General features: G+C 66.3%; 14 protein-coding genes and 1 pseudogene (1 of these 15 running past the window's edge). 8 read left to right on the top strand and 7 right to left on the bottom strand.

Going from position 1 to position 22911, the window contains the following annotated elements; translation table 11 throughout:
• Window positions 1–189: 189 nt before the first annotated feature.
• Both AC1VV3_RS15090 and AC1VV3_RS15085 read right to left on the bottom strand, forming a co-directional pair.
• Window positions 190–3099 (bottom strand): PAS domain-containing protein, encoded by a 2910-nt coding sequence (locus AC1VV3_RS15090; protein ID WP_482962699.1) that lies wholly within the window; start codon window positions 3097–3099, stop codon window positions 190–192.
• A 135-nt stretch (window positions 3100–3234) separates the two neighbouring features.
• On the bottom strand, window positions 3235–3420 hold the full coding sequence (locus AC1VV3_RS15085; protein ID WP_442047588.1) for a DUF1289 domain-containing protein: 186 nt from the start codon (window positions 3418–3420) through the stop codon (window positions 3235–3237).
• 425 nt (window positions 3421–3845) lie between these two features.
• Here AC1VV3_RS15085 and AC1VV3_RS15080 point away from each other — a divergent pair, with 425 nt between their 5' ends.
• From AC1VV3_RS15080 to AC1VV3_RS15070, 3 genes are all read left to right on the top strand, one after another.
• Complete coding sequence (locus AC1VV3_RS15080) at window positions 3846–6422, top strand: TonB-dependent receptor (protein WP_482962698.1); 2577 nt, start codon at window positions 3846–3848, stop codon at window positions 6420–6422.
• A gap of 218 nt (window positions 6423–6640) precedes the next feature.
• Window positions 6641–6955, top strand: coding sequence for a hypothetical protein (locus AC1VV3_RS15075; protein WP_132267153.1), 315 nt, complete (start codon window positions 6641–6643; stop codon window positions 6953–6955).
• 123 nt (window positions 6956–7078) lie between these two features.
• The gene (locus AC1VV3_RS15070; protein WP_134094532.1) at window positions 7079–7336 is read left to right on the top strand and encodes a hypothetical protein; all 258 of its coding nucleotides are present in this window, start codon (window positions 7079–7081) and stop codon (window positions 7334–7336) included.
• 75 nt (window positions 7337–7411) lie between these two features.
• On the opposite strand, the pseudogene AC1VV3_RS15065 reads toward AC1VV3_RS15070, so the two are convergent.
• A pseudogene (locus tag AC1VV3_RS15065) lies at window positions 7412–8283 on the bottom strand (S1/P1 nuclease).
• A gap of 224 nt (window positions 8284–8507) precedes the next feature.
• Here AC1VV3_RS15065 and AC1VV3_RS15060 point away from each other — a divergent pair.
• From AC1VV3_RS15060 to AC1VV3_RS15040, 5 genes are all read left to right on the top strand, one after another.
• Window positions 8508–9113, top strand: a complete 606-nt coding sequence (locus AC1VV3_RS15060) for an RNA polymerase sigma factor (protein ID WP_132267159.1) — start codon at window positions 8508–8510, stop codon at window positions 9111–9113.
• On the top strand, window positions 9082–10083 hold the full coding sequence (locus AC1VV3_RS15055) for a FecR family protein (RefSeq protein WP_482962697.1): 1002 nt from the start codon (window positions 9082–9084) through the stop codon (window positions 10081–10083). The genes AC1VV3_RS15060 and AC1VV3_RS15055 overlap by 32 nt, the downstream gene beginning before the upstream one ends.
• Before the next feature lie 85 nt (window positions 10084–10168).
• Complete coding sequence (locus tag AC1VV3_RS15050) at window positions 10169–13084, top strand: TonB-dependent receptor (protein ID WP_482962696.1); 2916 nt, start codon at window positions 10169–10171, stop codon at window positions 13082–13084.
• A gap of 11 nt (window positions 13085–13095) precedes the next feature.
• A complete protein-coding gene (locus AC1VV3_RS15045; RefSeq protein WP_482962695.1) occupies window positions 13096–14325 on the top strand; it encodes an SGNH/GDSL hydrolase family protein in 1230 nt (409 codons plus the stop codon).
• A 2-nt stretch (window positions 14326–14327) separates the two neighbouring features.
• Window positions 14328–16424, top strand: coding sequence for a glycoside hydrolase domain-containing protein (locus tag AC1VV3_RS15040; protein ID WP_482963145.1), 2097 nt, complete (start codon window positions 14328–14330; stop codon window positions 16422–16424).
• Window positions 16425–16460: 36 nt separating this feature from the next.
• Here the strand turns inward: AC1VV3_RS15040 and AC1VV3_RS15035 are convergent, their stop codons facing one another.
• The 4 genes from AC1VV3_RS15035 to AC1VV3_RS15020 form a co-directional block, all read right to left on the bottom strand.
• Window positions 16461–17792 carry a hypothetical protein gene (locus AC1VV3_RS15035; protein WP_482962694.1) on the bottom strand — a complete coding sequence of 444 codons (1332 nt, stop codon included), beginning with the start codon at window positions 17790–17792 and terminating at the stop codon, window positions 16461–16463.
• 345 nt (window positions 17793–18137) lie between these two features.
• Window positions 18138–21368 carry an efflux RND transporter permease subunit gene (locus tag AC1VV3_RS15030; RefSeq protein WP_482962693.1) on the bottom strand — a complete coding sequence of 1077 codons (3231 nt, stop codon included), beginning with the start codon at window positions 21366–21368 and terminating at the stop codon, window positions 18138–18140.
• Window positions 21369–21372: 4 nt separating this feature from the next.
• Entirely contained in the window at window positions 21373–22539 is a 1167-nt protein-coding gene (locus AC1VV3_RS15025; RefSeq protein ID WP_482962692.1) for an efflux RND transporter periplasmic adaptor subunit, read from the bottom strand.
• Window positions 22536–22911, bottom strand: the end of a protein-coding gene (locus AC1VV3_RS15020) for a TolC family protein (RefSeq protein WP_482962691.1). 911 nt of this gene lie beyond the right edge of the window; only the last 376 of its 1287 coding nucleotides appear in the window; the start codon falls outside the window, past its right edge — the gene reads right to left on this strand; its stop codon occupies window positions 22536–22538. Before AC1VV3_RS15020 ends, AC1VV3_RS15025 begins: the two co-directional genes overlap by 4 nt.

Below are 22911 nucleotides of genomic sequence, written 5' to 3'. Positions count from 1 at the left end.
TTCGGGCGATTGCGACCCACGCCCTCTGATGAAGGCGCGTCCGGATCGGCCTGGTGGATTGCTATGTGGCCGTCAGTCTGTGTCGGTCAGACGCACCAGGCTGAAACTGAGGCCCCGTAGCCGAATGCATCTCTACGGGGCCTCTATTCATGGTGCGACGGGCAGGTCCGTTCCCCGCCCGCGCGCAGGTCATTCCGCGGTGATGTCACGCACGCGGGATATCAGGGTGTCCACGGCGAAAGGCTTGGTCAGCACTTGCATGCCCGGCTCGAGATGACCGTTACCGATCACCGAGTTCTCCGCATAGCCGGTGATGAACAGCACCTTCAGGTCCGGGCGGCTCTGCCGGCCGGCATCGGCCATCTGGCGGCCGTTCATGCCGCCGGGCAGACCGACATCGCTGATCAGCAGATCGATCCGAACGTCTGACTGCAGCACATGCAGGCCGGAAACGCTGTCCGCCGCCTCGATCACGGCATAGCCCAGGTCTTCGAGGACATCGGTGACGAGCATCCGCACGCTCGGCTCGTCGTCGACGACCAGCACCGTTTCCCCCACTTCGGCGCCGAGATCGGCCGTGTGCGTGGCAAGTTCGAGGTCGCTGCCGACCTCGCCGTAATGGCGCGGCAGGTAGATGCAGACCGTCGTGCCTTCGCCCAGTTCTGAATAGATGCGGACCTGCCCGCCCGACTGCTTGGCAAAGCCATAGATCATCGACAGCCCCAGCCCGGTGCCCTGCCCGATGGGCTTGGTCGTGAAGAAGGGATCGAAGGCCTTGGCGATCACGTCGGCGGTCATGCCGGTTCCGGTATCCGTGACGCAGAGCGAAAGGTATTGCCCTTCGGGAACGTCATGCGTGCGCGCGCCCGTGCGGTCGAGCCATTTGTTCGCAGTCTCGATGGTGATGCGCCCGCCCTGCGGCATCGCGTCGCGCGCATTGATGCAGAGGTTGAGCAGCGCGTTTTCCAGCTGGCCGGGATCGACCAGCGTGGGCCAGAGGCTGGCCGCGCCCACCGTCTCGACCTGGATCGCCGGCCCGACCGTGCGCTGGATCAGCTCCGCCATGCCGTTGACCAGCGCATTCACGTTGGTCGGCCGCGGATCGAGCGTCTGCCGCCGCGAGAACGCCAGCAGTCGGTGCGTCAGGGCGGCGGCGCGGCGCGATGCGCCCTGTGCCGCGACCAGATACTTGTCGACATCGGTCAGCCGCCCTTGCTTGAGCCGGGTGCCCACCATTTCCAGGGCGCCGGATATGCCGGCAAGCAGATTGTTGAAATCGTGCGCCAGGCTGCCCGTCAGCTGCCCCACGGCTTCCATCTTCTGGGCCTGGCGCAATTGCGCTTCGGCATGCATCAGTTCGGCGGTACGCTCGGCGACGCGCTGTTCCAGCGTCTCGTTGAGCGCACGCAGCGCGCTGGCCGCGCTGTCGCGTTCCGCCTCGATCATGCGCCGCTGCTCGATATCGAGAAGCACGCCGGGCGAACTCACCGCCGTCCCGTCCGGCCCCATCTCGACGCGGCCGTTCGCCTCGATCCAGTAATAGCGGCCATCGGCGCGCAGCACCCGGTACTGATGCGCATAGGCCCCGCCTTCCGCCATGGCCTTGTTCATCGCCTCAGAAAGCCGCGCCTGATCGTCGGGATGCACCGAACGCACGATCTGCGCGAGGTTCAGTCCCACGCGGTCCTGCCCCGGATCGAAGCCGAAAGTCTGGGCGAAACCTTCATCGACCGTGAAGCTGTCCGTCGGGATGTCCCAGAACCAGGTGCCGATGATCGCGCCTGCGGACAGGGCGAGATTCACCCGATCGATGTTCTCTCGGGCGATTGCCTCACTGGCCCGCAGGGCGTCTTCGGCCCGGCGCCGTGCCTCGATGTCGCGGAACATGACCGAGACCTGGCGCAGCGATGCCGGTTCGACCCGGGAGGCGGACACTTCGATGTGCCGCCCGGCGGCCAGGAAATAGCGCTCGAAACGGATCGGCTTGCCGGTGCGCAGCACTTCGCCGTAAAGTTCGGCCCAGCCTTCCGCATCTTCCGGCTCCAGATCCCGCAAGCTGCGCCCGACGATATTGGCAATGCCGGATTGGCGCTCGTAGCCCGAATTCGCTTCGATATGGACGTAGTCGCTCAGGGGACCGTGCGGGCCGTCGAAGAATTCGATGATGCAGAAACCGTCGTCGAGCGCCTCGAACAAGGCCCGGTAACGTTCCTCGCTCCGCGCCAGGGCGGCCACGATTTCCCGGTGCCCGCTGATGTCGCGCACGGCGCCCACGAAGCCGACCGGCGTGCCGGAGCTATCCCGCTCGTATTCGGCGGTACGCGACAGCCAGCGTATTTCTCCCGTCGCCGCATCCTTCACGCGGTAGTCGACCGAGAGTTCGCCGGTCCCCGCAGAGCGGGCGTGCAGGCTCGATACCCGCGCCCGGTCTTCGGGAACGACGCATTGCTCGAAGTCCGAGGTCTGGTAGCTCGCCTTGACCGGAAGCCCGTAGAGCCGGCAAAGCTCGGGCGTCGGGTAGACCCTGTCCTGCGCGATCTCTACCGTGAACAGGCCCACTTTGCCCGCTTCCTGCGCGTGCCGGAGGCGCTTCTTCTCCATCTCGGCCACGGCGGCCGCGCGGCGCAGGTCCAGCGCCGTCAGCGCCTGCCGGGCAAGAACGCGCAGAGCCTTTTCCTGCACGGCATCCAGTTCGCGCGGGACATAGTCCAGCACGCAGAGGGTCCCGACGGGGTAGCCGTCCTCCGTCTTGAGCAGCGCGCCCGCATAGAACCGCAGGCCCGGTTCGGCCGTGACCAGCGGATTGTCCGAAAACCGCGCGTCCTGCGTGGCATCGGTCACGAGGAGGAAGTCTTCTTCCAGCAGGGCCTTGATGCAGAACGAGGTCTCTATGGGCGTTTCGCGAAGGCCAAGGCCCACTTCCGCCTTGAAGAACTGGCGCCCTTCACCCACGAAATTGACGACGGCGATAGGCGTGCCGCAAATCGCCGCTGCCAGCTCCGCGATTTCGTCGAAGGCCTTTTCGCGCGGCGAATCCAGGACGTCGTAACGCGCCAGGGCCTCGAGACGGGCAGCTTCGAAATCACAAGGTTCGGTCATCAAAAAGGCTCTTCATCCGTTCCGCAGGCTGCCCGGCGCTGCACGGTTGCAAATCGCGGCGCGTGACGGGGAAGCGCTCCGGCGAAGAGGCCGTTCCCTGTCCTCTGCGAAAAACCGCCGCGCAGAAGCACGCCTTCACCCACCGTCGCGCGCCGCAAGGCGTTGCAACCGGCGCGGAAGTTCGCGCTCGATCGACTTGCGGCCATGGGGCTGCAGCTTGCGCCACTTGCGCACTTCTTCGAGGGTACGGGCGCATCCACGGCACCAACCCGACTTACCGTCGAACTGGCACACCGATATGCAGGGATCCTTGGCACTCACAGACGCATTTCCATGCGCCGCCTTTAGCGCCGCTTCCCTGTTCCTGCGAGGTATAATCCCTAATTCGCGGCAGCGGCCCCCGCGCGCAAGGGCGGAGCGAGACGAAACAGAGGCCAACTTAATTGCCAGAGGAAAGTCGCGTACTACCTATTAAAGGGCCGCTCGTTCTTGAACAAATTTTCCTCCATTTTTGAACATGTCAGGCCATTTACACACCAGCCCGGCGCATAGAGCCACTGGCTTAAGGCGGCTTTTCTGATCCAAATCCGCCATTCCCACCATTCGCCTTGCCTTCACCGGACATAGCCGCCCCCGGTACTGAAACCCTACTGTCACCAAAGGTAAGTCAAACCGCCACGTCGCTTGGCTAACCGACCTGTCGCTCGGTGAACGCACCGGCAGCAAGGTTTGGGGAAGACAATCAGATGACGGCAATTCCATCGGCCTCCAGGGCCGTGCGCTGCGCAATGCTCGCCGGTACCGCGCTCGCTCTGTGCTCCGCGGCGCAAGCGATGGCGCGTGACGAGGCCCCTTCGGCAAGCGCAGACGTCGACGCGGGCGAGAGCAACGGCGCGATCATCGTGACCGGCGCCAAGACCACCCGCTCCGCCACGGCGATCTCCGAAGTCGAAATCCAGAAGATCCTTCCCGGCGTCTCGCCTCTGAAGGCGATCCAGACCCTGCCCGGCGTCCTCTACATCACTGCCGATCCCTGGGGGAACAACGAGCAGAACGCGCAGATCTTCGTCCACGGATTTGCCGGCAACCAGCTCGGCTACACCATGGACGGCATCCCGCTGGGCGACCAGAGCTACGGCAACTACAACGGCCTTTCCCCGCAGCGCGCGGTCATTTCCGAGAACGTCGGCCGGGTGGTCGTGGCCACCGGCGCGGGCGACCTGGCAACGCCCTCGAACAGCAACCTCGGCGGTACGGTCGAGACCTTCTCCTCCGATCCCCAGGGCGAATTCGGCATTCGCGGCGCGCAGACCGTAGGCAGCTACGGCACCTCGCGCACCTATCTGCGGGTCGACAGCGGCGACATCGGCGGCGGGAATTCGGGCTATATCTCGGGCGTCCGCCAGAGGGCGCGGGCCTGGGACTTCGACGGCATCCAGAAGGGCTGGCAGGCCAATGCGAAGTTCGTGCACGACAGCGATGCCGGCAAGCTGACGCTCTATTTCGACTACAACGACATGACGCAGCCGAACGAGGACGCGACCGTGTTCTTCAAGCCTTCGGCAGGCGGCACGGCCACCCCGGTCCAGCTCTATACCCCTTATACCAAGCCCTTCTTCTATCCCGATTTCGACGGTTATCGGACAAGCTACCTGACCCCGCTTGGAAACTCTCCGGCGTCCGAGGGCAGCAATTACCGCAATTACTATTCGGACGCCCAGCGCACCGACTATCTCGGCTATGTGCGCTACGATGCCCGCCTTTCCGACAAGATCACCTGGTCGACCACGGGTTACTATCACCACAACGACGGCGCCGGCGTGGTGGCCGGCCCGCTCGGCCAGTCGATCACCACGGCGCAGGCCTATCTCGATCCGAACTATGCCAACCTGCCCACCAATTGCCGCTTCGGCGCCAATGGCAACGGCATCCGCCCCGCCGCCTGCACCGCGCTGACCACCGCCCAGGCGGCTGCGTCCGGCGCCGCACTGCTGGCCGCGACCGGCGGCTCCGGCATGATTACCCGCACGACCGAATACCGCATCGACCGCTTCGGCGTGATCTCTGCGGCGAGCGTCGAACTTGGCAGCCACAAGATCGAATTCGGCGGCTGGTTCGAGCACAACAGCACCACCCAGTGGCGCCGCTGGTACGCCGTGCCGGTTTCCGATCCCTCGCTGAGCACGCCCTATGTCCGTCCCCGCGATGTCATGGACCCGCTGTTCACCCAGTATCAGGGCGAGGCGCGGATCAAGCAGTTGCAGCTCCACCTCCAGGACACCTGGCAGGTGACTGACGCGCTGCTCGTCCAGGGCGGCGTCAAGACCAGCGCGCAGTGGGCCAGCGGCCGCTTCCCGGTGCAGCCGCGCCTCGGCTCGCTGGGCGGGACCACCGCCCTGCCCGAAGGCAAGATCAACACGAAGAACTGGTTCCTGCCGGCCTTCGGCGCGACTTATGACTTCAACGGACACGAGCAGGTCTACTTCAACGTCCAGAAGAACCTGCGCCAGTATCAGGCCTATCTCGCCGGCGGCGGCGGCCCCTGGTTCACCGGCAGCCAGGCCGCGTTCGACGCCTTCGCCGACGAGGGCAAGCCCGAGACCAGCTGGACGTACGAAGCGGGCCTGCGCACCAGCCGCAGCTTCTCCAACGGCTGGGCGCTTCAGGCGCAGATCAACTACTATCACGTCGATTTCAGCAATCGCCTGCTCGCCATCCCGACCAATCCGGGCGGGATCGCCGGCAGCGGCATCACCGGCGGCACCTCCACCCTGGTGAATGTCGGCGACGTGAAGACCGACGGCGTCGACGCGGCCGTCACGCTGCGGATCGGGAACGTGTTCTCGCTCTACAATGCGATCTCGTACAACCTGTCCAAGTACCAGAACGACTACACTTCCACCGCGCAGGGCATCGGTGCGGCCACTGACACCTGCATCGGCGGCTACATCGTCACGGGCGGGATCGTGCCGACTTGCGGCAAGCAGCTGCCCGGCACGCCCAAGTGGATGAACAAGACGGTGGCGACGCTGAATGTCGGTCCGTTCGAGGTGCAGGCGATCGGGGACTTTGTCGGCCGCCGCTTCGCCACCTTCACCAACGACGCCAGCGTTTCCTCCTACTTCCTGACCTCGCTGCGCGTCGCCGGGCGGGTTCCGGACGGTGTCCTGCCGCTCAAGAAAGTGGAACTCGCGCTCAACGTCACCAACCTGACGGACAAGGAGGGCGTGTCGACGCTCTCGATCGGATCGGCCACGAACAGCTATTCGGCCTATCCCATCGCACCGCGCCAGTGGTTCCTGACCTTGTCGGCGGCCTATTGAGCACAGGCCCCTCGTCCGGGCAGAAGAGGCGATGATACGATGTCCGCGAGAGCCTCACCGGGCTTTCGCGGACATCGCGCGCCGCTCCCGCTCGGCCGCGCACTGCCGCAGGCGAGCGACCCGGCCCTTGCGGCGAATAGCGGCCTCGTCCGGAAATGTTGTTCGCCACCGCCGATCGGCAGGTGGTTTGCCGGCCGAGACCTGCTAGGCGTACCGGCATGACCAACAAGCTAGCCGGTATCGTCGAGGTCGATGGACTTCAATATGAATGGGAGCTGCGCAGCGAGCCGCAGTGGGACGACTTCGACGGCTGGAGAGGCATGACCGTTGCGTTGCAGCGCAAGAACACCCAGCGCGGCGCCTTGCTGGAGTTCCCCCCGCCGAAACGTCTGATGAAGGGCATGCAGCGCGGACGCCTCCAGATCGGCGACGCGATCGTCTCGCGGGGCATTCGCGCCGCGCTTGAGGCCGGCTGGGAACCCACGTCTCGCGGCAAGCCCATGGTGTTCACCGTCGATGCGGACGGCAACTGAAAGGGCTGCCATGCCCGCCCCCGAGAGTGCGGTGACATCCGGTGAAAGCCGCGCGAGCAGGCGCCATTTGCCTCCCGCGCAAGATCGCCTATGGCAAGACCAGCGAACCAACAGGCAGGTAAAATGGCAGAATCTTCGATCGACGAGCAACGTGAACACTTTGCTTATTGCGTCCAGCTGTTCGGCGGCACCACCGCTTTCTCCCGCCGCCTCGGCATAGACGAGCGCGCGATCCGGCGGTTTGTGAACGGGGAGCGCCCGCTTGGCGCGGGTCTTCTGGAGGACACCGCAAAGGCCCTGCGCCAGCTCATCGCCGAAGCGACCGCGGCCGAGCAGGAAATCGCGGCAAGCCTGGGTTCGGGCCCGAACACCGCTTCCTGAGGCGACGGGCCGCTCCAGGCGGAAGCATAGACCTCCGGCCCCATCGGGAGGCCGAAGGTCTTTCGCGCCTGCCGGTCAGGTCCCCATCAAGTTCACCAGATATTCGGCCAGCCGCAGCCCTGCCTGCTTGAGCCGATAGGAGACGAGGTAATAGTTCTCCGTCTCGTAGTCGGCAGGCATCGTCCTGGCCGCTGCCGGGCACGCGATCCCCGTGCGGCCGCCGCATGCCGGGACCTTGTAGGCGTCGTTGGCACTGGGCGTCACGGGATCGAGGAAGATGTACTTCTTCGCCAGGTTCCGGCTTTCCACGGCCCAGTCGCGCGGGGTCAGGCCGGTGGGCGGCGCCAGCGTGGCATCGTCCCACAATTGCCGGCCCAGTTGCACCGCGGTCAGGCCATGCCGCTTGATGATCGCGTAATCCCAAACCGCATGAACGTCGCTGGCCAGAGCCGCGCCATTGGCATCCACGTTGAGTATTCCTCCGGGGATCAGCACTTTGCTTTGCGCGCCGCCGGGCTCCGACCCATGGAGCGGCTGATGCAGGTCTCCCACCAGGTGCAGGATGAACTTCAGCGCCTCCAGCCGCTGCTGCCGGGGTTGTTCGCATCCTTCAGAACGGCGGCGTAATGGGCGATGGCCTTGTCGGCGCAGCTGACCTCGGGCTGGTCGGCGATGCAGGCCGGGTCCGAGGCCGAGGGCACGGCGCCCAGCACGGGAATGCGCACGGTATGGATAAGCTCGGGGTGCGCGGTACGGACATCGTCCGCCCAGCCCGCGACCGCCTCATCGTAGAATTCGGCGCCGTCCAGAATCTCGGCCAGCTTGTTCCAGACCTCGCGGTTGTCGGTCTTGAGCTTGGCTTCCGCGACGAAGCCGATCGCGGCGTGGCCGGTCCGTGTCCAGGCATGGGCAGGGCTCGTGGTCGCCACAAGCGAAACAGACGCCATGCCCAGCGCCGCTTGCAGCCATATTCTGAATTTCGCCATTGGTCCTCCGGTGTCCCGACCGAACGGTGTCAGCATCGGCCTTTCGCTGCAGGGATCGGGGCTGCGAGCGCCTGGGCCGCCTGCTAGATGCGGCGCGCGCGCCTATCCGCCATGCCGGAGAGAACTTTCGTCCTTGAGCGCCGCTGTATCCAAATTGTCATGCAGCCCGGATAGTCGCGGCGTCGATGTCCTTTTCCCGTGAACGCGCCGTCTGGCTGGGACGCAATGTCTTCCCGCATGAAGCTGCCCTGCGGCAGTGGCTGTCCGCGCGCACGGCGTCCGCGGGGCTGGAAGTGGACGATGTCGTCCAGGAAACCTACGCGATCCTCGCGTCGATCGAGCGGGTGGACCACATTCGCAATGCGCGAACCTATATGTTCGAAGTGGCCAAGTCCGTCGTGTTGCAATCGCTGCGCCGCGCCAGGATCGTGACCATCGACGTGCAAGCCAACGCACAGTTCCTGGAGATCCCGGAGGACGCCCCGACGCCTGAAAGGGTCGCTGCGGACCGCCAGGAACTGTCGCAAGTCTCCGCGGCCATTGCCGCCCTGCCCGACCGCTGCCGCGAAGTCTTCACGATGCGCAAGATCCAGGGCCTGAGCCAGCGCCAGGTGGCCGAAGCGCTCGGCATCGCCGAGAGCACGGTCGAGAAACACATGGTGAAGGCGCTCGCGATCCTCACAAACGCAATCGGGCGTGGCGGAAATGTCCGCAATGCGTCATCTAGCGTGCGTGAACAGCGAGACGACAGCGAGACCAGTGACAGATCCCGACCGCGTGAACGCGCTTGACGAGCGCGCGGCGCAGTGGGCGCTGCGCGTCGATGCCGCCACGCTGAATCCGCAGGACCAGGCTGAACTCGACGCCTGGCTGGCCGCCGACCCGCGCCACGCCGGCGCCTTCGCACGGGCAATGGCGGCAAACGCCTATTTCGACCGCGCCGTGGCACTCGGCGTAGACCGCGACATTCCCGAGGTGGCCACCGGCATTCCCGAGGTCTCGGCCGAAACCCCGCGCGTTTCCGAGCAGCGCGTGATGAGCCGCAGGCTATGGCTGGGCGGCGCGGCCGGTGCCATGGCGGCATCGCTCCTCGTGGCCCTGGGCCTGGACCGGTTGGCCGGAAGCACCAGCCTGACGGCAGACAAGGGCACCGTGCGCCGCACTGCGCTCGAGGATGGATCCGCCGTGACGCTCAATGCCGGAACCGAAGTCTCGGTGGCGATGAAGCCGCTGGAACGCCGGATCTGCATGCTGGCCGGGGAAGCGAATTTCGACGTCGCCAAGGACGCTTCCCGCCCCTTCATCGTCGAAGCGGGACCGGTGCGGATCCGGGTGGTCGGGACGAGCTTCCTGGTCCACCTTTCGGAGCTTGGCGAAGTGGCGGTCATCGTGCGCGAAGGCCGCGTGGAAGTGCAGGCGAAGGGCGCGGCACCGGCCTTGCTGGCGGCAGGCGACCGCATGACCGTACCTGCGCAAGGCGCGATCACGCGGGAGCAGCTTTCGGTGGGCGAAGTCGACCGCCTGGGCCTGTGGCAACGCGGCGAGATGGACCTTACCGGGCTGACGCTGGGCGATGCGGCGCGCCAATATGCCCGCTATTCGGACCGCCGGATCGTCATCGACGATCCCCAGGTGGCCGGCCTGAAAGTTGCAGGCGTCTTTTCCACCAGCGATCCCAAGGGCTTCGCGCAGGCCGCCGCCCTCGCCCACGGCCTGCGGCTGACCGAGCGCGACGATGCCGTCGTGCTCTCGCGAAAATAAAATTGCCTGGGGATGGAGGATCGTCGGCGGCCTCGCATCTAGCCCTCGAAAGCGGCAGACGCGCCGCTGGTGGGGATCGTTACTCATGCATTCGAGACTTCTTTCCGGCTGCGGCATGGCTGTCGTCGCCTGTGCCATTGCCACGCCTGCGCTTGCCCAGCAGCGCCAGTTCGACATTCCCGCCCAGCCGATGGCGAGCGCCATAGCCTCGCTGGGCAGGCAGGCGCAGATCCAGATCGTGGCGCCGGGCGAGGGCCTTGAAGCGCTGCGCAGCCGCGCCGTGAAAGGCCCCATGGATGCCCGCGCCGCGCTGCGCCTGCTGATCGCGGGCACCGGCCTGGAAGTGGCCGCCGACGACGGTGCGCGGATCGTCCTGCGCCGCGTGAAGCTGAGCGAGGCGCGCGCGCCGGTTCCCAGCGATGCCGCCGCCGCGGATGACATCGTGGTCACCGGCTTTCGCGCCAGCCTGAGCACCGCGCGCGACATCAAGCGCAAGTCCGACGCGATCGTCGATGCCATCGCCGCCGAAGATATCGGCCAGTTGCCCGACAACAGCGCCACCGAGGCGCTCGCCCGCCTGCCCGGCGTGCAGGTGTTCCGCAACCGCGGCGAAGGCCAGGCCATCACCATTCGCGGGATCTCCAGCGTGGTGACGACCATCAACGGCCAGGAGGCCTACACGGGCGTATCGCGGCGCACTCTGCTCAACAGCTATCCGGCCGGACTGATCCGCTCGATGGAAGTCTACAAGGCCCTGACGCCCGACCTGATCGAAGGCGGCATCGGCGGCGCGGTGGACGTCCAGCTGCGCCAGCCCCTGGACTTCAGGAAGGGCATCAGCGTCGCGGCCACCCTGCGCGGCAGCTACGACGATCAGGCCGACAAGCTGATGTACAACGGCGACGTGCTCGTCGCGGGGAACTGGGATACCGGGGCGGGCGAAATCGGCGTGCTCGTCAATGCCAGCTACACGCGGCGGGACTACTACGAATCGTATCGCGAAAGCCTGGGCCCGCAGACTACCCCCGCCGGCTACAGCCTGCCGACCGGCATCCTCGCCAAGAACCCCAAGGGCCACTACGAGCGCCCGGTCCTGACCGGCGAGATCCAGTGGCGCCCTGCCTACAACTTCGGCCTGCACTTGCGCGCCACCAATGTCACGGACGACAACACTTACACCGATACCGATTTCCAGACGAACATCGCGGCGAACACGGCTCTCGCCAATGTCGAGCTGGTAGAGGGCACCCAGATCGTCAAGAGCGCCCGCTTCACCGCAACGGCCAACTCGGGTGCCCGCTCCAACCACACGCGCCAGCTGCTGGACACGACCCAGATCGAATTCGGCGCCGACTTCAAGTCGGGCATCGCCGCGCTGACCACCAGCGCGGTCTATACCACATCGCGGATCGAGACGGACCAGCAGTTGTTCCTGCTCGGGTTCAACCAGGCGCCGGTCATCGACGCGACCTTCCAGAGCGACGGCACATGGGGCGGGCTGTCCTATGCTTACCCGACTGCCGATCTGGGCGATATCGACCAGTTCCATGTCCGCGCCTATTCGGACACGCGCCAGCGGGAAAGGGGCAAGGGCCTGCAATGGCGCACGGACCTGGAACTCGATACCGGCACCGGCTTCTTTCGCGCCTTCAAGACGGGCTTTCGCTATGCCCGCCGCACCGCCGAATATCGTTCGGGCACCGGGCTGGTGGACCTGAACGCGCTCAAGCTGCCGATGTCCGCCTTTCCGGGCGGAGAGACGCCCGCCGTGCTGTCGCGCCGCCCGGGCGGGGACGATGCGGCCATTCCCACGGGCTGGGTCGGCTATGACGCCACTTATCTCAACAGCGAAGCGAACGTGATCGCGCTCAACGATTACGTGAGCGCGCTCAAGCCCGGCTACTTCACCGACGACGGCCGCCCGGCTTACGATCCGCTTGCCGCCTTCGACGGCAAGGAGCAGAGCTTCGCGGCCTATGGGCAGTTCAAGTACGGCTTCGAACTGGCGGGAATGCCGGTCGACGGCGTGGCGGGCCTGCGCGTGGTGAACACCTGGCTCTCCATCGACGGCACCCAGAGCATTCGCGAAAACACCCCGACCACCGGCGGCACCATTACCCGATACGCGCCGATCCACGGCCGGCAGAACTACGTGGACGTGGACCCCGCGATCACGGCGATCGTGCATTTCACGCCCGAACTGCAGCTTCGAGGCGCCTGGACGCGCACATTCAGCCGGCCAGACTTCGCCAACCTCAATCCCACCGTGGCACTCGTGCAGGTCCAGAGCGCGTCGGGCGACTACACCGGCATCGCCACTTCGGGGAATCCGGACCTGAAACCGGTGCGCTCGACCAATTGGGACCTCTCGCTGGAATATTACTTCGGCCGCACGGGCTCGATCTCGCTTGCCGGATTCTACCGGGACGTGACGGGCTACATCGTCAAGACGACGGTGGAAGACGATGCGATCCCCGGCGCCTTGGGAACCGTCGACGTGACCAAGTACGTCAATGCGGGCGACGGATATATCAAGGGTGTGGAAGTGGGCGCGAACACCTTCTTCGACTTCGCACCGGGCCTGTTGCGGCACTTCGGCGCCTCGGCGAACTATACATATATCGACTCCGCGCAGAACCTCCCGGCAACGGAAGTGACCGCCGCCTTCAAGGGGCAGACGGCCGGCATCTCGAAGCACAGCTACAATGCCAGCCTGTTTTACGATGACGGCCGGTTCCGCGCGAAAGTCGCCTGGTCCTGGCGCAGCGACTTCACGCTCAGCTACAATCTGACCGATCCCTCCAAGAACCTGAACTGGTACCCGATCTCACGCCTGGCGGCCTCGGCAACTTACAACTTCAACCGCAACCTCTCGCTGACGGTGGACGGCACCAACCTGCTCAATCGCCCGCAGCGGGCCTATTGGGGCGCCAAGGCCTTCACCGACCGCGTCTATTTCGAAGGCCGCGTCTATTCCGCCGCCCTGCGGTTCAAGTTCTGAAGGGGCCGAACATGAAGCGCCTGATTGCCGCCGCCTGGCTCGTCCCGGCTCTTGCCGCCCCTCTCGCCGCGCCTGCCGCGGCGGCCACAAGCCAGGAGCACGCCCGGCCCGCCGACGAAGGCTGGGCGGGGGCCTGGGGCTATGCCACCTCTCCTGCGACAGGCAGCGTCAAGACCGAGAACCAGGAAGGCACTTATCGCTATCGCATCCGCGCCAGCCAGACGGGAGACGCGGTGCGGCTGATGCTGAGCAACCCGCAAGGCGCCCGAAGCCTGCACATCGCAGCGATCTCGATTTCCCGTGCAGCCGGAGCGGAAGGCTTCGCGCTCGCGGCCGCGAGTCGCAGGCCCCTGGCCTTTGCCGCGGGGGTCGGCGCGATCATAGCGGGCGGCCAGGTGGCAGAGACGCTCTCCAGCGACTTCCCCGTGACGGCGGGCGAGGACCTGCTGGTGGAAATCGTGACATCCGGCCCCAGCACCGCAGTGGCCGGCAATGCGGCATTCCCGGCGGCGTTCGCTCCCGGCACCGTCGATGCGCAAGGCACCGCGCTGCAACCCGCCAAGCTGCGCCCGCTGGTCACCCAGCTGACCGTCCATAACCCCGCTGCGGCCTGCACGATCGTCACGCTGGGCGATTCCATAACCGAAGGCGCGCGCGGCACCCGTCCGGACTGGCGGGGCTGGCCCGGCGTGCTGTCCAGAAGGTTGATCGAAAGTCGCTCGGGGCCGCGGTGCGGCGTCGTCAACATGGGGATCAGCGGCAATCGTCTGCTGCGCGAAGGCCGCGGGACCGCCGCGGTGGACCGCTTCATGCGCGACGTCGCCTCGGTGCCCGGTGTCAGCCACCTGATCGTGCTGGAAGGCGTGAACGACATCTGGCGTGCCACTCTGCCCGGCGAACCGGCGCTCGGACCGTCCGACCTCATCGCCGGGTACAGGAAGCTGATCGCGGCTGCCCACGCGAAAGGCATCCGCATCTACGGCGGCACGATCACGCCCGGCTTCGGCTGGAAGGCTTTCACCCGCGAGATGGAAGAGACCCGCCAGAGCGCCAATGCCTGGATCCGCGGCGCGGGCGAATTCGATGCCGTGATCGACTTCGACGCGGCCTTGCGCGACACATCCAGCCCGCCCATGGTCCAGCGGCGTTACGATTCCGGGGATCACCTCCATCCCGGCAACGGCGGCTATGAAGCCATGGGCCGCACGATCCCGCTTTCCCTGTTCAGGAACACACCTTGACGATGATGAAGACCGGCAGGCTTGCCGTGCAGCTACGCTTCTGGATCTGCCCCCTCGGGATCGGGCTGCTCTGCCCGCCGGCCTGGGCCGATGAAGCGCCCGCTCCGGTGGACCTGGTCGATCCTTTCGTCGGGACGTCAGGCGATCACGGCCAGCTGACGCCCGCCGCGACCGGCCCGTTCGGCATGGTGCAGCTGTCTCCCGATACGGTTCCGGCGCAGCATGCCGGTTACGACTACCAGGCGGACCATCTCCTCGGCTTCTCCCATACCCGCGCCGTCGGGGTGGGGTGCGGCGGCAGTGGGGGCGATCTGCTCGTCTCGGTCGGCTACGCGGGGGACACGGCGCCCTGGGCCATGGACAAGGCGTCCGAACAGGCCGGACCGGGCTGGTACAGCGTGCGCTACGGCGGCGGCATTCGCGCCGATCTGGCCGCCGCAGGCGCGGTGGGAATCTCGCGCTTCACCATGCCGCGTTCCGGAACCATACGCGTCGTGCTCGATCCGCGGCACAGCTATACCAAGCGCCACAGCGCGCAATGGCAGAAGCGCCAGGCCGGCGACATGCGCGGCAGCATGTCCGCCGGAACCGTGTGCGACCAGGGCGTCTATCACTTGTCCTTCGCCGGTACGCTCAGCCGTAACGGCCAGACGGTAAAGGCCGCACCGATTTCACTCGGTGACGAGCGGCAGGCCTACGATTTTGCCGTCAGGGCCGGCGATCGCGTCGAAATGCGCACCGGGCTCTCGGTCGTGGACGCGCGCTCCGCACGGCGCGTGCTGGAAAGAGGCGCGGCGCATCGGTCCCTCGAACACGTCAGGCGCGAGGCGCGGACGGAGTGGGCGCGCGAACTCGCCCGGGTGCAAGTGCCGGGCAGCGGCGAGCGCGCACGCCTGTTCTACACTCACCTTTTCCGCGTCCTTCAGACCCCCGCGAGGATCGACGACGCGGATGGCCGCTACCGGCAATCGGACGGCACCCTGCACCGCGTACCGCGCGGCCATCATCGCTATTCGGGCTGGGCGATCTGGGACAACTATCGCACGCAATTGCCGCTGATCGCGCTTCTCGATCCGGTCAGGTCCGAGGACATCGCCGCGTCGCTCGCGGAACTCTACCTGGCGGGCAAGGCGCAGTGGAGCACGCAGAACGAACCGTTCATCACCGTGCGTACCGAACACGCCGGTGTCGCCCTGCTCGATTTCCGCCGCAAGGGAATCGGCGGCTTCGACGCGGCGGAAATCCTTCCGCTGATGATAAAGGAACTCGACGCGCTTCCGAACGAGGCGCCCGACCAGCAGATCGAGACGGCTTACGACGTCTGGGCCGCCGCCGAACTGGCAAGCGACATCGGCAACCGCCCGCTCGCGGCCAGCCTGCACGAACGGTCGCTGCGCTACCGGACCATGTGGCAGCGCGTATTCAAGGAAGTTGCGCCCGATTTCGATGTGGTGAAGGCGCGAGGTCTCTATCAGGGCACCTTGTGGCAATATCGCTGGGCCCCCGTGTTCGATCTCGACTGGATGATCGACCAGGAACTGGGGCGCGCCCGTTTCGGCCGCGAACTCGGCCGCTTCTTCGACCAGGGGCTGTTCAACATGACCAACCAGCCCGACATCCAGGCGCCGTTCCTGTTCTCCGCCGCGGGCCAGCCCGCCCGGACCGCATCGCTGGTCCGCGAGATCCTCGATAGCCCCATCGACCACTGGTACACCAATGCCGGCAAACGCCCCCGGCCCTGGCACGGACGCAGCTTCGCACTCGATCCCGTCGGCTATGCCGACGGGATGGACGACGATGCGGGCGGCATGGCGGCCTGGTATGTCTGGGCATCCCTGGGGCTCTACCCCCTGACGCCCGGCAAGCCGGAGTACGTCGTCACCACCCCCGCGTTTCTGGAGGCGACCGTGCATCCCCAAGGCGGCGCTCCCTTCAGGATCGAGCAAAGGCATCGCACCGGGGAGGGCCAGACCGCGACGTGGAACGGTGCTTCGCTGCCGGCGATGAAGATCGACCACCGTGCCCTCACCGAAGGCGGCCGCCTGCAGGTGGCCTCCGATCAGGCAGGCGGCGGCGCACTTCCGCCGGTGCAACGATAGAAAGATGGCTGAGGCCGGAGGGACTGCCTCGCCCGATCAGAAATAATACCCCGCCATGATCAGCAGGGAAGTCTTCCACCGGTCGTCGCCGCCTTGCGCGCCGCCGGACACGAACTGCCCGGCGCCGACATAGGGATCGTTGCGGCCGACCAGCATTTCCGTCCAGACGCGAATGCGTCCGCTCGCCTTGTCGGTCCAGAACGCGCCCAGATTGAAGCGCTGGGTATCGGCGAAGCCCTTCGCATCCTTGAAGACGCGGGCATAGCTGCCGTAGAGATTGATCTTGAACGGGAAGCGCCTCGTCTCGATCGGATGGCTCAGTTCGCCAAAGGCCATCGTGCTCCTGGCGGCGATATTGTACGAGGAATCGTAGTCGCCCACCGCGATCAGGTCGCTGCGGCCGGCATTGGCGGGATTGATGGCTTGCCGGGCCACCAGCAGTTTCTTGCGCAGCGCCGTGGTTTCGTCGGTCAGGCTGAGGGCATAGGCGCGCCGGGAGCCATCCTTGCCCGTGTCGAAGTTGTGCACGTCGGAAAGCCACGCCGACCCTGTCAGCGTCAGCTTCCCGTGATCCGAGGCGGCAAGGGCATATTGCACCCTGCCTGCAACGATGTTCCGCTCTGCATTGTCCGAGGAATCGGGCAGATAGGAATCGCCGCGCACGATGTTGACGCTGTAGCGGGCACTGTCCCTGCTCTGGCCCATCACCGCCGGTCCTGTCGTGGGGAAGAGGCCGGCGGCAAACGAGAGCGTCTCGCCCGAATGGCCGTAGCTGATCCCGACATCGTAGACTTCCTCAAGCCCGTAGACGAAGCCCAGGCTGTTGTACCAGGAATTGCCCCAGTAGCGGTCGTCGAAAGGCACCGGTTGCAGGCCCAGGGTCACTTTGTCCGATGCGGAGAGCTTCGCGCCGATGTAGGCGTAGGCGGGAAAGTTCACTTCGCCGGGATAACCGTCATAGCCGTTCTTGCGGCTGTAGATGAAACTGCCGCCGTAGAAACGATATTCGGCGGCCCCGAAGAACGTGGACGAATCGTAGTCGAGCTTCAGGATCACCGTATCGAATGACAAGTGAGTCGACGTGCGCCGGGCGCCCGACCCGTCGACATCGTTGAACCGCACGTCCACTCGCCCGCGAATGCCCACGCCGAACTTGAGAACCCCGTCCTTCGCCGGGGGCTTTGCGTCCTCTTCAGGCAAGGCCACGGGGGCGGCGGGCGCGGGCGGATCGGCCGGCAAGGCCGCACTATCGCCATGCCCGGCCGAGGCTTCCGCGCCGGACGGTTCCGGCTGCCCGTCCGCGGGAAGTGCGGGCATGACAGCCGCCAGCGCCGCCGCCTGAACAAGCGCATGGCCCAGGATCAGCATAGCTGCGGTTCCCGGACCGGGATCATGCCTGCGAACGCTTTCGAGCCTCCAACGAAGATGACTTCGTACATCGTTCAGGTTCCTTGTCCCGAGCCGGGTGAGCTTGCGCCGCTCCCGCGCCCCGGCAAAGGCGCGCGGGAACTTCTGGATGCCTGGTCGCCCGGCGGGTTGTCCTAGCGCAAGGCCTCCCGCAGCAGCACATCGGGAAAATCCTGAGGGCTGACGCGGCGCTGGAATCGGCGGATCGCCAGACTTCCTACCGACGTCCTACGACCATCGGAAGTCACCGGATAGGTCCGCCATGCACCGTGGCATCCCCGGCTGCGACACTGGCGCCGAAACCGTTCACGGGAATGTGGCCGATCCGTCCGAACCAGGCGGATCGCCGCGACCTTCCTCGGCCGGCAGGTCGTTGCGACCGTAGCGGGCGTAGAGCGTGGGCAGCACGAAAAGCGTCAGCAGGGTTGCCGAGAGCAACCCGCCGATCACGACCGTGGCCAGCGGCTTCTGCACTTCCGCACCCGCTCCGCTGCCCAGCGCCATCGGCACGAAGCCGAGACTGGCGACGAGCGCGGTCATGACCACGGGTCGCAGGCGCTGGAGCGCGCCGATGCGCGCGGCCGCGGCGCGCTCCATGCCCTGGCGCATCAGGTCCTGGATCGACGAGACCATGACCAGGCCGTTGAGCACCGCGATCCCCGACAACGCGATGAAGCCCACGGCCGCGGCTATGGAGAAATCCATACCCCGTGCAAACAGGAGCAATACGCCCCCGACCAATGCCATCGGCACCCCGGTAAACACGATCGCCGCGTCCCGGATCGAGCCAAGCGCCCCGTAGAGCAGCAGCAGGATCAGGGCGAAGCAGGCGGGGATCACCAGTTGCAGACGCTCCCTGGCGGAGGCGAGATTCTCGAACTGGCCGCCCCATTCCAGATAGCTGCCCGGGGGAAGACGGACCTCGCCGGCAATCGCCGCCCGGGCATCTTCCACCACGCTACCGACATCGCGGCCGCGCACATTGGCCTGGACCACCACGCGGCGCTTGCCGTTCTCGCGGCTGATCTGGTTCGGGCCTTCCGCGATCCCGATATCGGCAACGCTGGCAAGCGGCACGAACCGCCCGCCAGGCACCGGCACCAGTACCTGCCGCAGCAGGCCGATATCGGCGCGCTGGGCTTCGGACAGGCGGATCACCACCGGGAAACGGCGATCCCCCTCGAAGATCATGCCAGCCTCGCGGCCGCCCAGCGTGGCGGTGACGATGTCCTGCACGTCCTGCGCGGTCACGCCGAGACGGGACATGGCATCCCGATCGACGCGAATGTCGAGCATGGGCAGACCCGTGGTCTGCTCGACCTTGACGTCGGTGGCGCCCCGGGTCCGGCGCAGCACCCCGGCGATCTTCTCGGCCGTGGCATTCATGGCGCCGAAGTCTTCACCGAAGGCCTTGACCGCGATGTCCCCGCGCACGCCTGCGATCAGTTCGTTGAAGCGCATCTGGATGGGCTGCGTGACTTCGTAGGCATTGCCGGGGAATTCATTCAGCGCCTTTTCGAGACGAGCGACGAGTTCGTCCTTGGCAAGGCGCTTGTCCGGCCACTGATCGCGCGGTTTCAGGATCACGAACATGTCGGTGGCATTGGGCGGCATCGGATCCGATGCGAGTTCGGCCGTGCCCGTCTTCGAAAAGACGAACTGCACTTCCGGCTGCCGCGACATCATCCGCTCGATCGGCACCTGCATCGCCTGGCTCTGCTGCACCGAGGTGGCCGGAATGCGCAGCGCCTGGATCAGCAGGTTGCCCTCATCGAGCTGCGGCAGGAACACTTGTCCCAGCCCCACGAACGCGGCGATGGCCACGGCGAAGCCGGCCACGCCGACACCCACGGTCATCGTCGGCCGCTTCATCGCCTTGTCGAGTCCCGGCTCGTAGCGCGCCTTGAGCCAGGTCATGATCCGGCCTTCCTTTTCCTCCACGCGGCGGGAGAGCCAGATCGCGATCGCCGCCGGCACCGCCGTCAGCGAGAGCACGAAGGCAAAGGCCAGCGCCATGATGACCGTCAGCGCCATCGGCACGAACGTCTTGCCCTCGACACCGGTGAGCGTGAGCAGCGGAACGTAGACGAGAATGATGATCGCCTGCCCATAGACCGAGGGCCGGATCATCTCGCGCGCAGCCGTGGCGACCGTGGCCAGGCGCTCCTCTACGGTGAGCAGGCGGCGGCTACGATGCTGTGCCTCGGCAATGCGCCGCAGCGCGTTCTCGACGATGATGACGGCCCCGTCGACGATCAGGCCGAAGTCCAGCGCGCCAAGGCTCATCAGGTTCGCCGAAACGCCGGTCCTGAGCATACCGAAGCTGGTCAGCAGCATGGAAACCGGGATCACCATGGCAGCGATCAGCGCGGCGCGGAAGTTTCCGAGCAACGCGAACAGCACGACGATGACCAGCAAGGCGCCTTCACCCAGGTTCCGGGCGACAGTCCTGATGGTCGCATTGACGAGTTCGGTGCGGTCCAGGACCGGCTGCACGATCACGTCGGGCGGCAGCGAGGCATTGATCTCCCGAAGGCGATCCCCGACCGCCGTGGCGACCGTGCGGCTGTTCTCGCCGATCCGCATGATTGCGGTGCCGACCACGACTTCAGTACCGTTCTCGGACGCCGAACCCATGCGGACCGCCTGTCCGGTCCTGACGCCGGCAACCTGACCGAGAGTGACAGGAACCCCCTCTCGCGTGGCAATGACGACTTTCGCAAGCTCGCTGGCATTCTGGATCAGCGCGTTCGAACGCACGGCCAGGCCTTCGCCGTTACGGTCGACGAAGCCGCCGCCGACGCTGGTATTGTTGCGCTCCAGAGCCGTGGCCAGATCGGTGAGCGTGATGCTCATCGCCGCCAGGCGCTGGACGTCCGGAACGACCAGGAACTGCTTGGCATAGCCGCCGATGGAATCGACCCCGGCCAGCCCCCTGGTGTTCTTCAGCAAGGGCGCGACGATCCAGTCCTGCGCCGCGCGCAGATAAGTCGCCTTGTCGGTATCGTTTGTCAGGCGCTCGCCTTCCGGCGTGATGTAGCTGCCATCCGGCTGCATGCCCGGCTCACCGGGCAAGTGCTTGTCATCCCTGCGGTGTTCGAGGCGGACGGTCCACATATAGACCTCGCCAAGGCCCGTGGCGATCGGGCCCATCTCCGGGTTGACGCCAGGGGGAAGGTCTTGCGTCACGCCGCTGAGGCGTTCGCCCACCTGCTGGCGCGCGAAGTAGATGTCGGTGCTCTCGTCGAACACGGCCGTGATCTGCGAGAAGCCGTTGCGGCTGAGCGAGCGGGTGTGGTCGAGGCCGGGAATGCCGGCCAGCGCGGTCTCGATCGGGAAGGATACCTGCTTTTCGACCAGTTCGGGTGAGAGGGCCGGGGCGCGGATATTGATCTGCACCTGGTTATTGGTGATGTCCGGCACCGCGTCGATGGGAAGACGGTACAGGGCGGCAGCGCCGATGGCGGCGGCAAGCGCGGTGAGCAGCAGGACGAGCCAGCGCTTGTCGACCGCCCAATTGACGATGGAAGCGATCATCGGCTCAGTCCTCGTGCGCCGCTTCGCCCTTGCCGAGTTCGGCCTTGAGCGTGAAGCTGTTGGTGGTGGCGATCTGCTCGGTGCCCGTCAGGCCCGAACGGACGATCACGGTGCCCCCGGCATTGTCGCCCGGCGTCACCGGCACCGCCCGGAAGCCCGCTCCAGTGCGCACGAAGACCACGCTCTTGCCCTCCACCGTCTGCACGGCGGTGCTCGGAACGCGCACGGCGCCGTCCCCGCTTTCGCCGCCAAGCTGGACGGAAGCCGTCACGGGTTCGCCCACGCGCCATTCTCCGCCGCGGTTGTCCAGCGCGGCGATGACCGGCACGAGGCGCGTCTGCACGTCGAGCGCGGGGGATACGAACGTCACTTTGCCAGTGGCCCTGCGGCCGGAAGCCGTGACGGTCACCGGGCTACCCGGTTTCACCCGCCCAGCGTCGGCAGGTTGCAGGCTCAGCGCGAGCGAGACGCTCGAAAGATCGGCGATCCGGTACAATTCGGCATTGGCGTCGACCGTCTGGCCCAGGATGACGCTACGGGCGATGACCTGCCCGGAGATCGGCGCGGTAATGCCAAGGCGGTTGAGCCCGCCGCCTCCGGCACCGGCGGCGGATACCTGTCCCTGCGCCTGCCGGTAGGCGATCCGCGCTTCGGTTGCTGCGGTGCGCGCGGCAATCAGATCCTGCTCCGGCGTAACGCGCTGGCTGAACAGACGCTGCTCGCGGGCAAGATTCGCGTTGGCCAGGGCCAGACGCGCGCGGCTGGCTTCGACTTCGCCCTTGAGGACGGCCGCTTCCCGGCTCTCGATCACGGCCATGATCCCACCGCGACCGACCGACTGACCGAGATTCTGGCCCAGCGCCACGACACGGCCGCCGATCGCGGCGGAAACGACCTGCATGCCTTGCGGGTCGGCCTCGATGGTCCCGGGCAGTTCGAGAGTGCCGGAGCCTCCCACCATGGGACGGCCGATCTGGATGCCTGCCGAAGCGATCTGCGCCGGCGTCAGTGTGATTTCGCCTTCATCGGCGTGGGCGGCTTGGCCCGCTTCGGGCTTCTCCGGCGTGGGCGCAGCGTCCTGGGAACCGCCACCACCGCAGGCAGCGAGTGCGAGCGGCAAGGCCAAGGCGAAGGGAAATGCGGCGTAGGCGTATCTGTTGAAGGTCTTCACAATCCGTTCCCCACTTGCGGTGCGACGGCGGGCGCGGTCAGGCGCTCCAGCTGCGCGCGGGCATTCTGATAGGCGGCAAGCGCGTCGATCGCAGCGACGCGGGTTTCGGCAAGCGTGCGTTCGGCATCGAGCAGATCGAGCTGGCCGAACTTGCCCTCGCGGTATCCGATGCGCGCGATGCGGGCCGCTTCCTGTGCTGCGACCAGCGCCGGTCCCGATGCGGTCCGTGCCAGCGCGGCGGCATTGTCCGCCTCGGCCTGGGCATTGGTGATGGCCTGTTCGATATCGAGCGCGCTGGCCCGGCGCTGGGCTTCCGCCTGGCTGCGCTGGGCACTGGCCTGGTCGAAAGCGGCCCGGCCATTGTTGAAGACC

The sequence above is a fragment of the Novosphingobium sp. BL-S-34 genome, from assembly GCF_056857015.1.
Note: the sequence above shows the minus strand (reverse complement) of the source record. Positions and strands in the feature narration are given on the sequence as shown.

Bases quoted from the DNA above. Each gene is read 5' to 3' on its own strand.
- AC1VV3_RS15060 (WP_132267159.1), top strand. From the start codon at position 8,508: ATGTCCTTTTCCCGTGAACGCGCCGTCTGGCTGGGACGCAATGTCTTC.
- AC1VV3_RS15070 (WP_134094532.1), top strand. From the start codon at position 7,079: ATGGCAGAATCTTCGATCGACGAGCAACGTGAACACTTTGCTTATTGC.
- AC1VV3_RS15040 (WP_482963145.1), top strand. From the start codon at position 14,328: ATGATGAAGACCGGCAGGCTTGCCGTGCAGCTACGCTTCTGGATCTGC.
- AC1VV3_RS15075 (WP_132267153.1), top strand. From the start codon at position 6,641: ATGACCAACAAGCTAGCCGGTATCGTCGAGGTCGATGGACTTCAATAT.
- AC1VV3_RS15090 (WP_482962699.1), bottom strand. From the start codon at position 3,099: ATGACCGAACCTTGTGATTTCGAAGCTGCCCGTCTCGAGGCCCTGGCG.
- AC1VV3_RS15080 (WP_482962698.1), top strand. From the start codon at position 3,846: ATGACGGCAATTCCATCGGCCTCCAGGGCCGTGCGCTGCGCAATGCTC.
- AC1VV3_RS15035 (WP_482962694.1), bottom strand. From the start codon at position 17,792: ATGCTGATCCTGGGCCATGCGCTTGTTCAGGCGGCGGCGCTGGCGGCT.
- AC1VV3_RS15030 (WP_482962693.1), bottom strand. From the start codon at position 21,368: ATGATCGCTTCCATCGTCAATTGGGCGGTCGACAAGCGCTGGCTCGTC.
- AC1VV3_RS15050 (WP_482962696.1), top strand. From the start codon at position 10,169: ATGCATTCGAGACTTCTTTCCGGCTGCGGCATGGCTGTCGTCGCCTGT.
- AC1VV3_RS15045 (WP_482962695.1), top strand. From the start codon at position 13,096: ATGAAGCGCCTGATTGCCGCCGCCTGGCTCGTCCCGGCTCTTGCCGCC.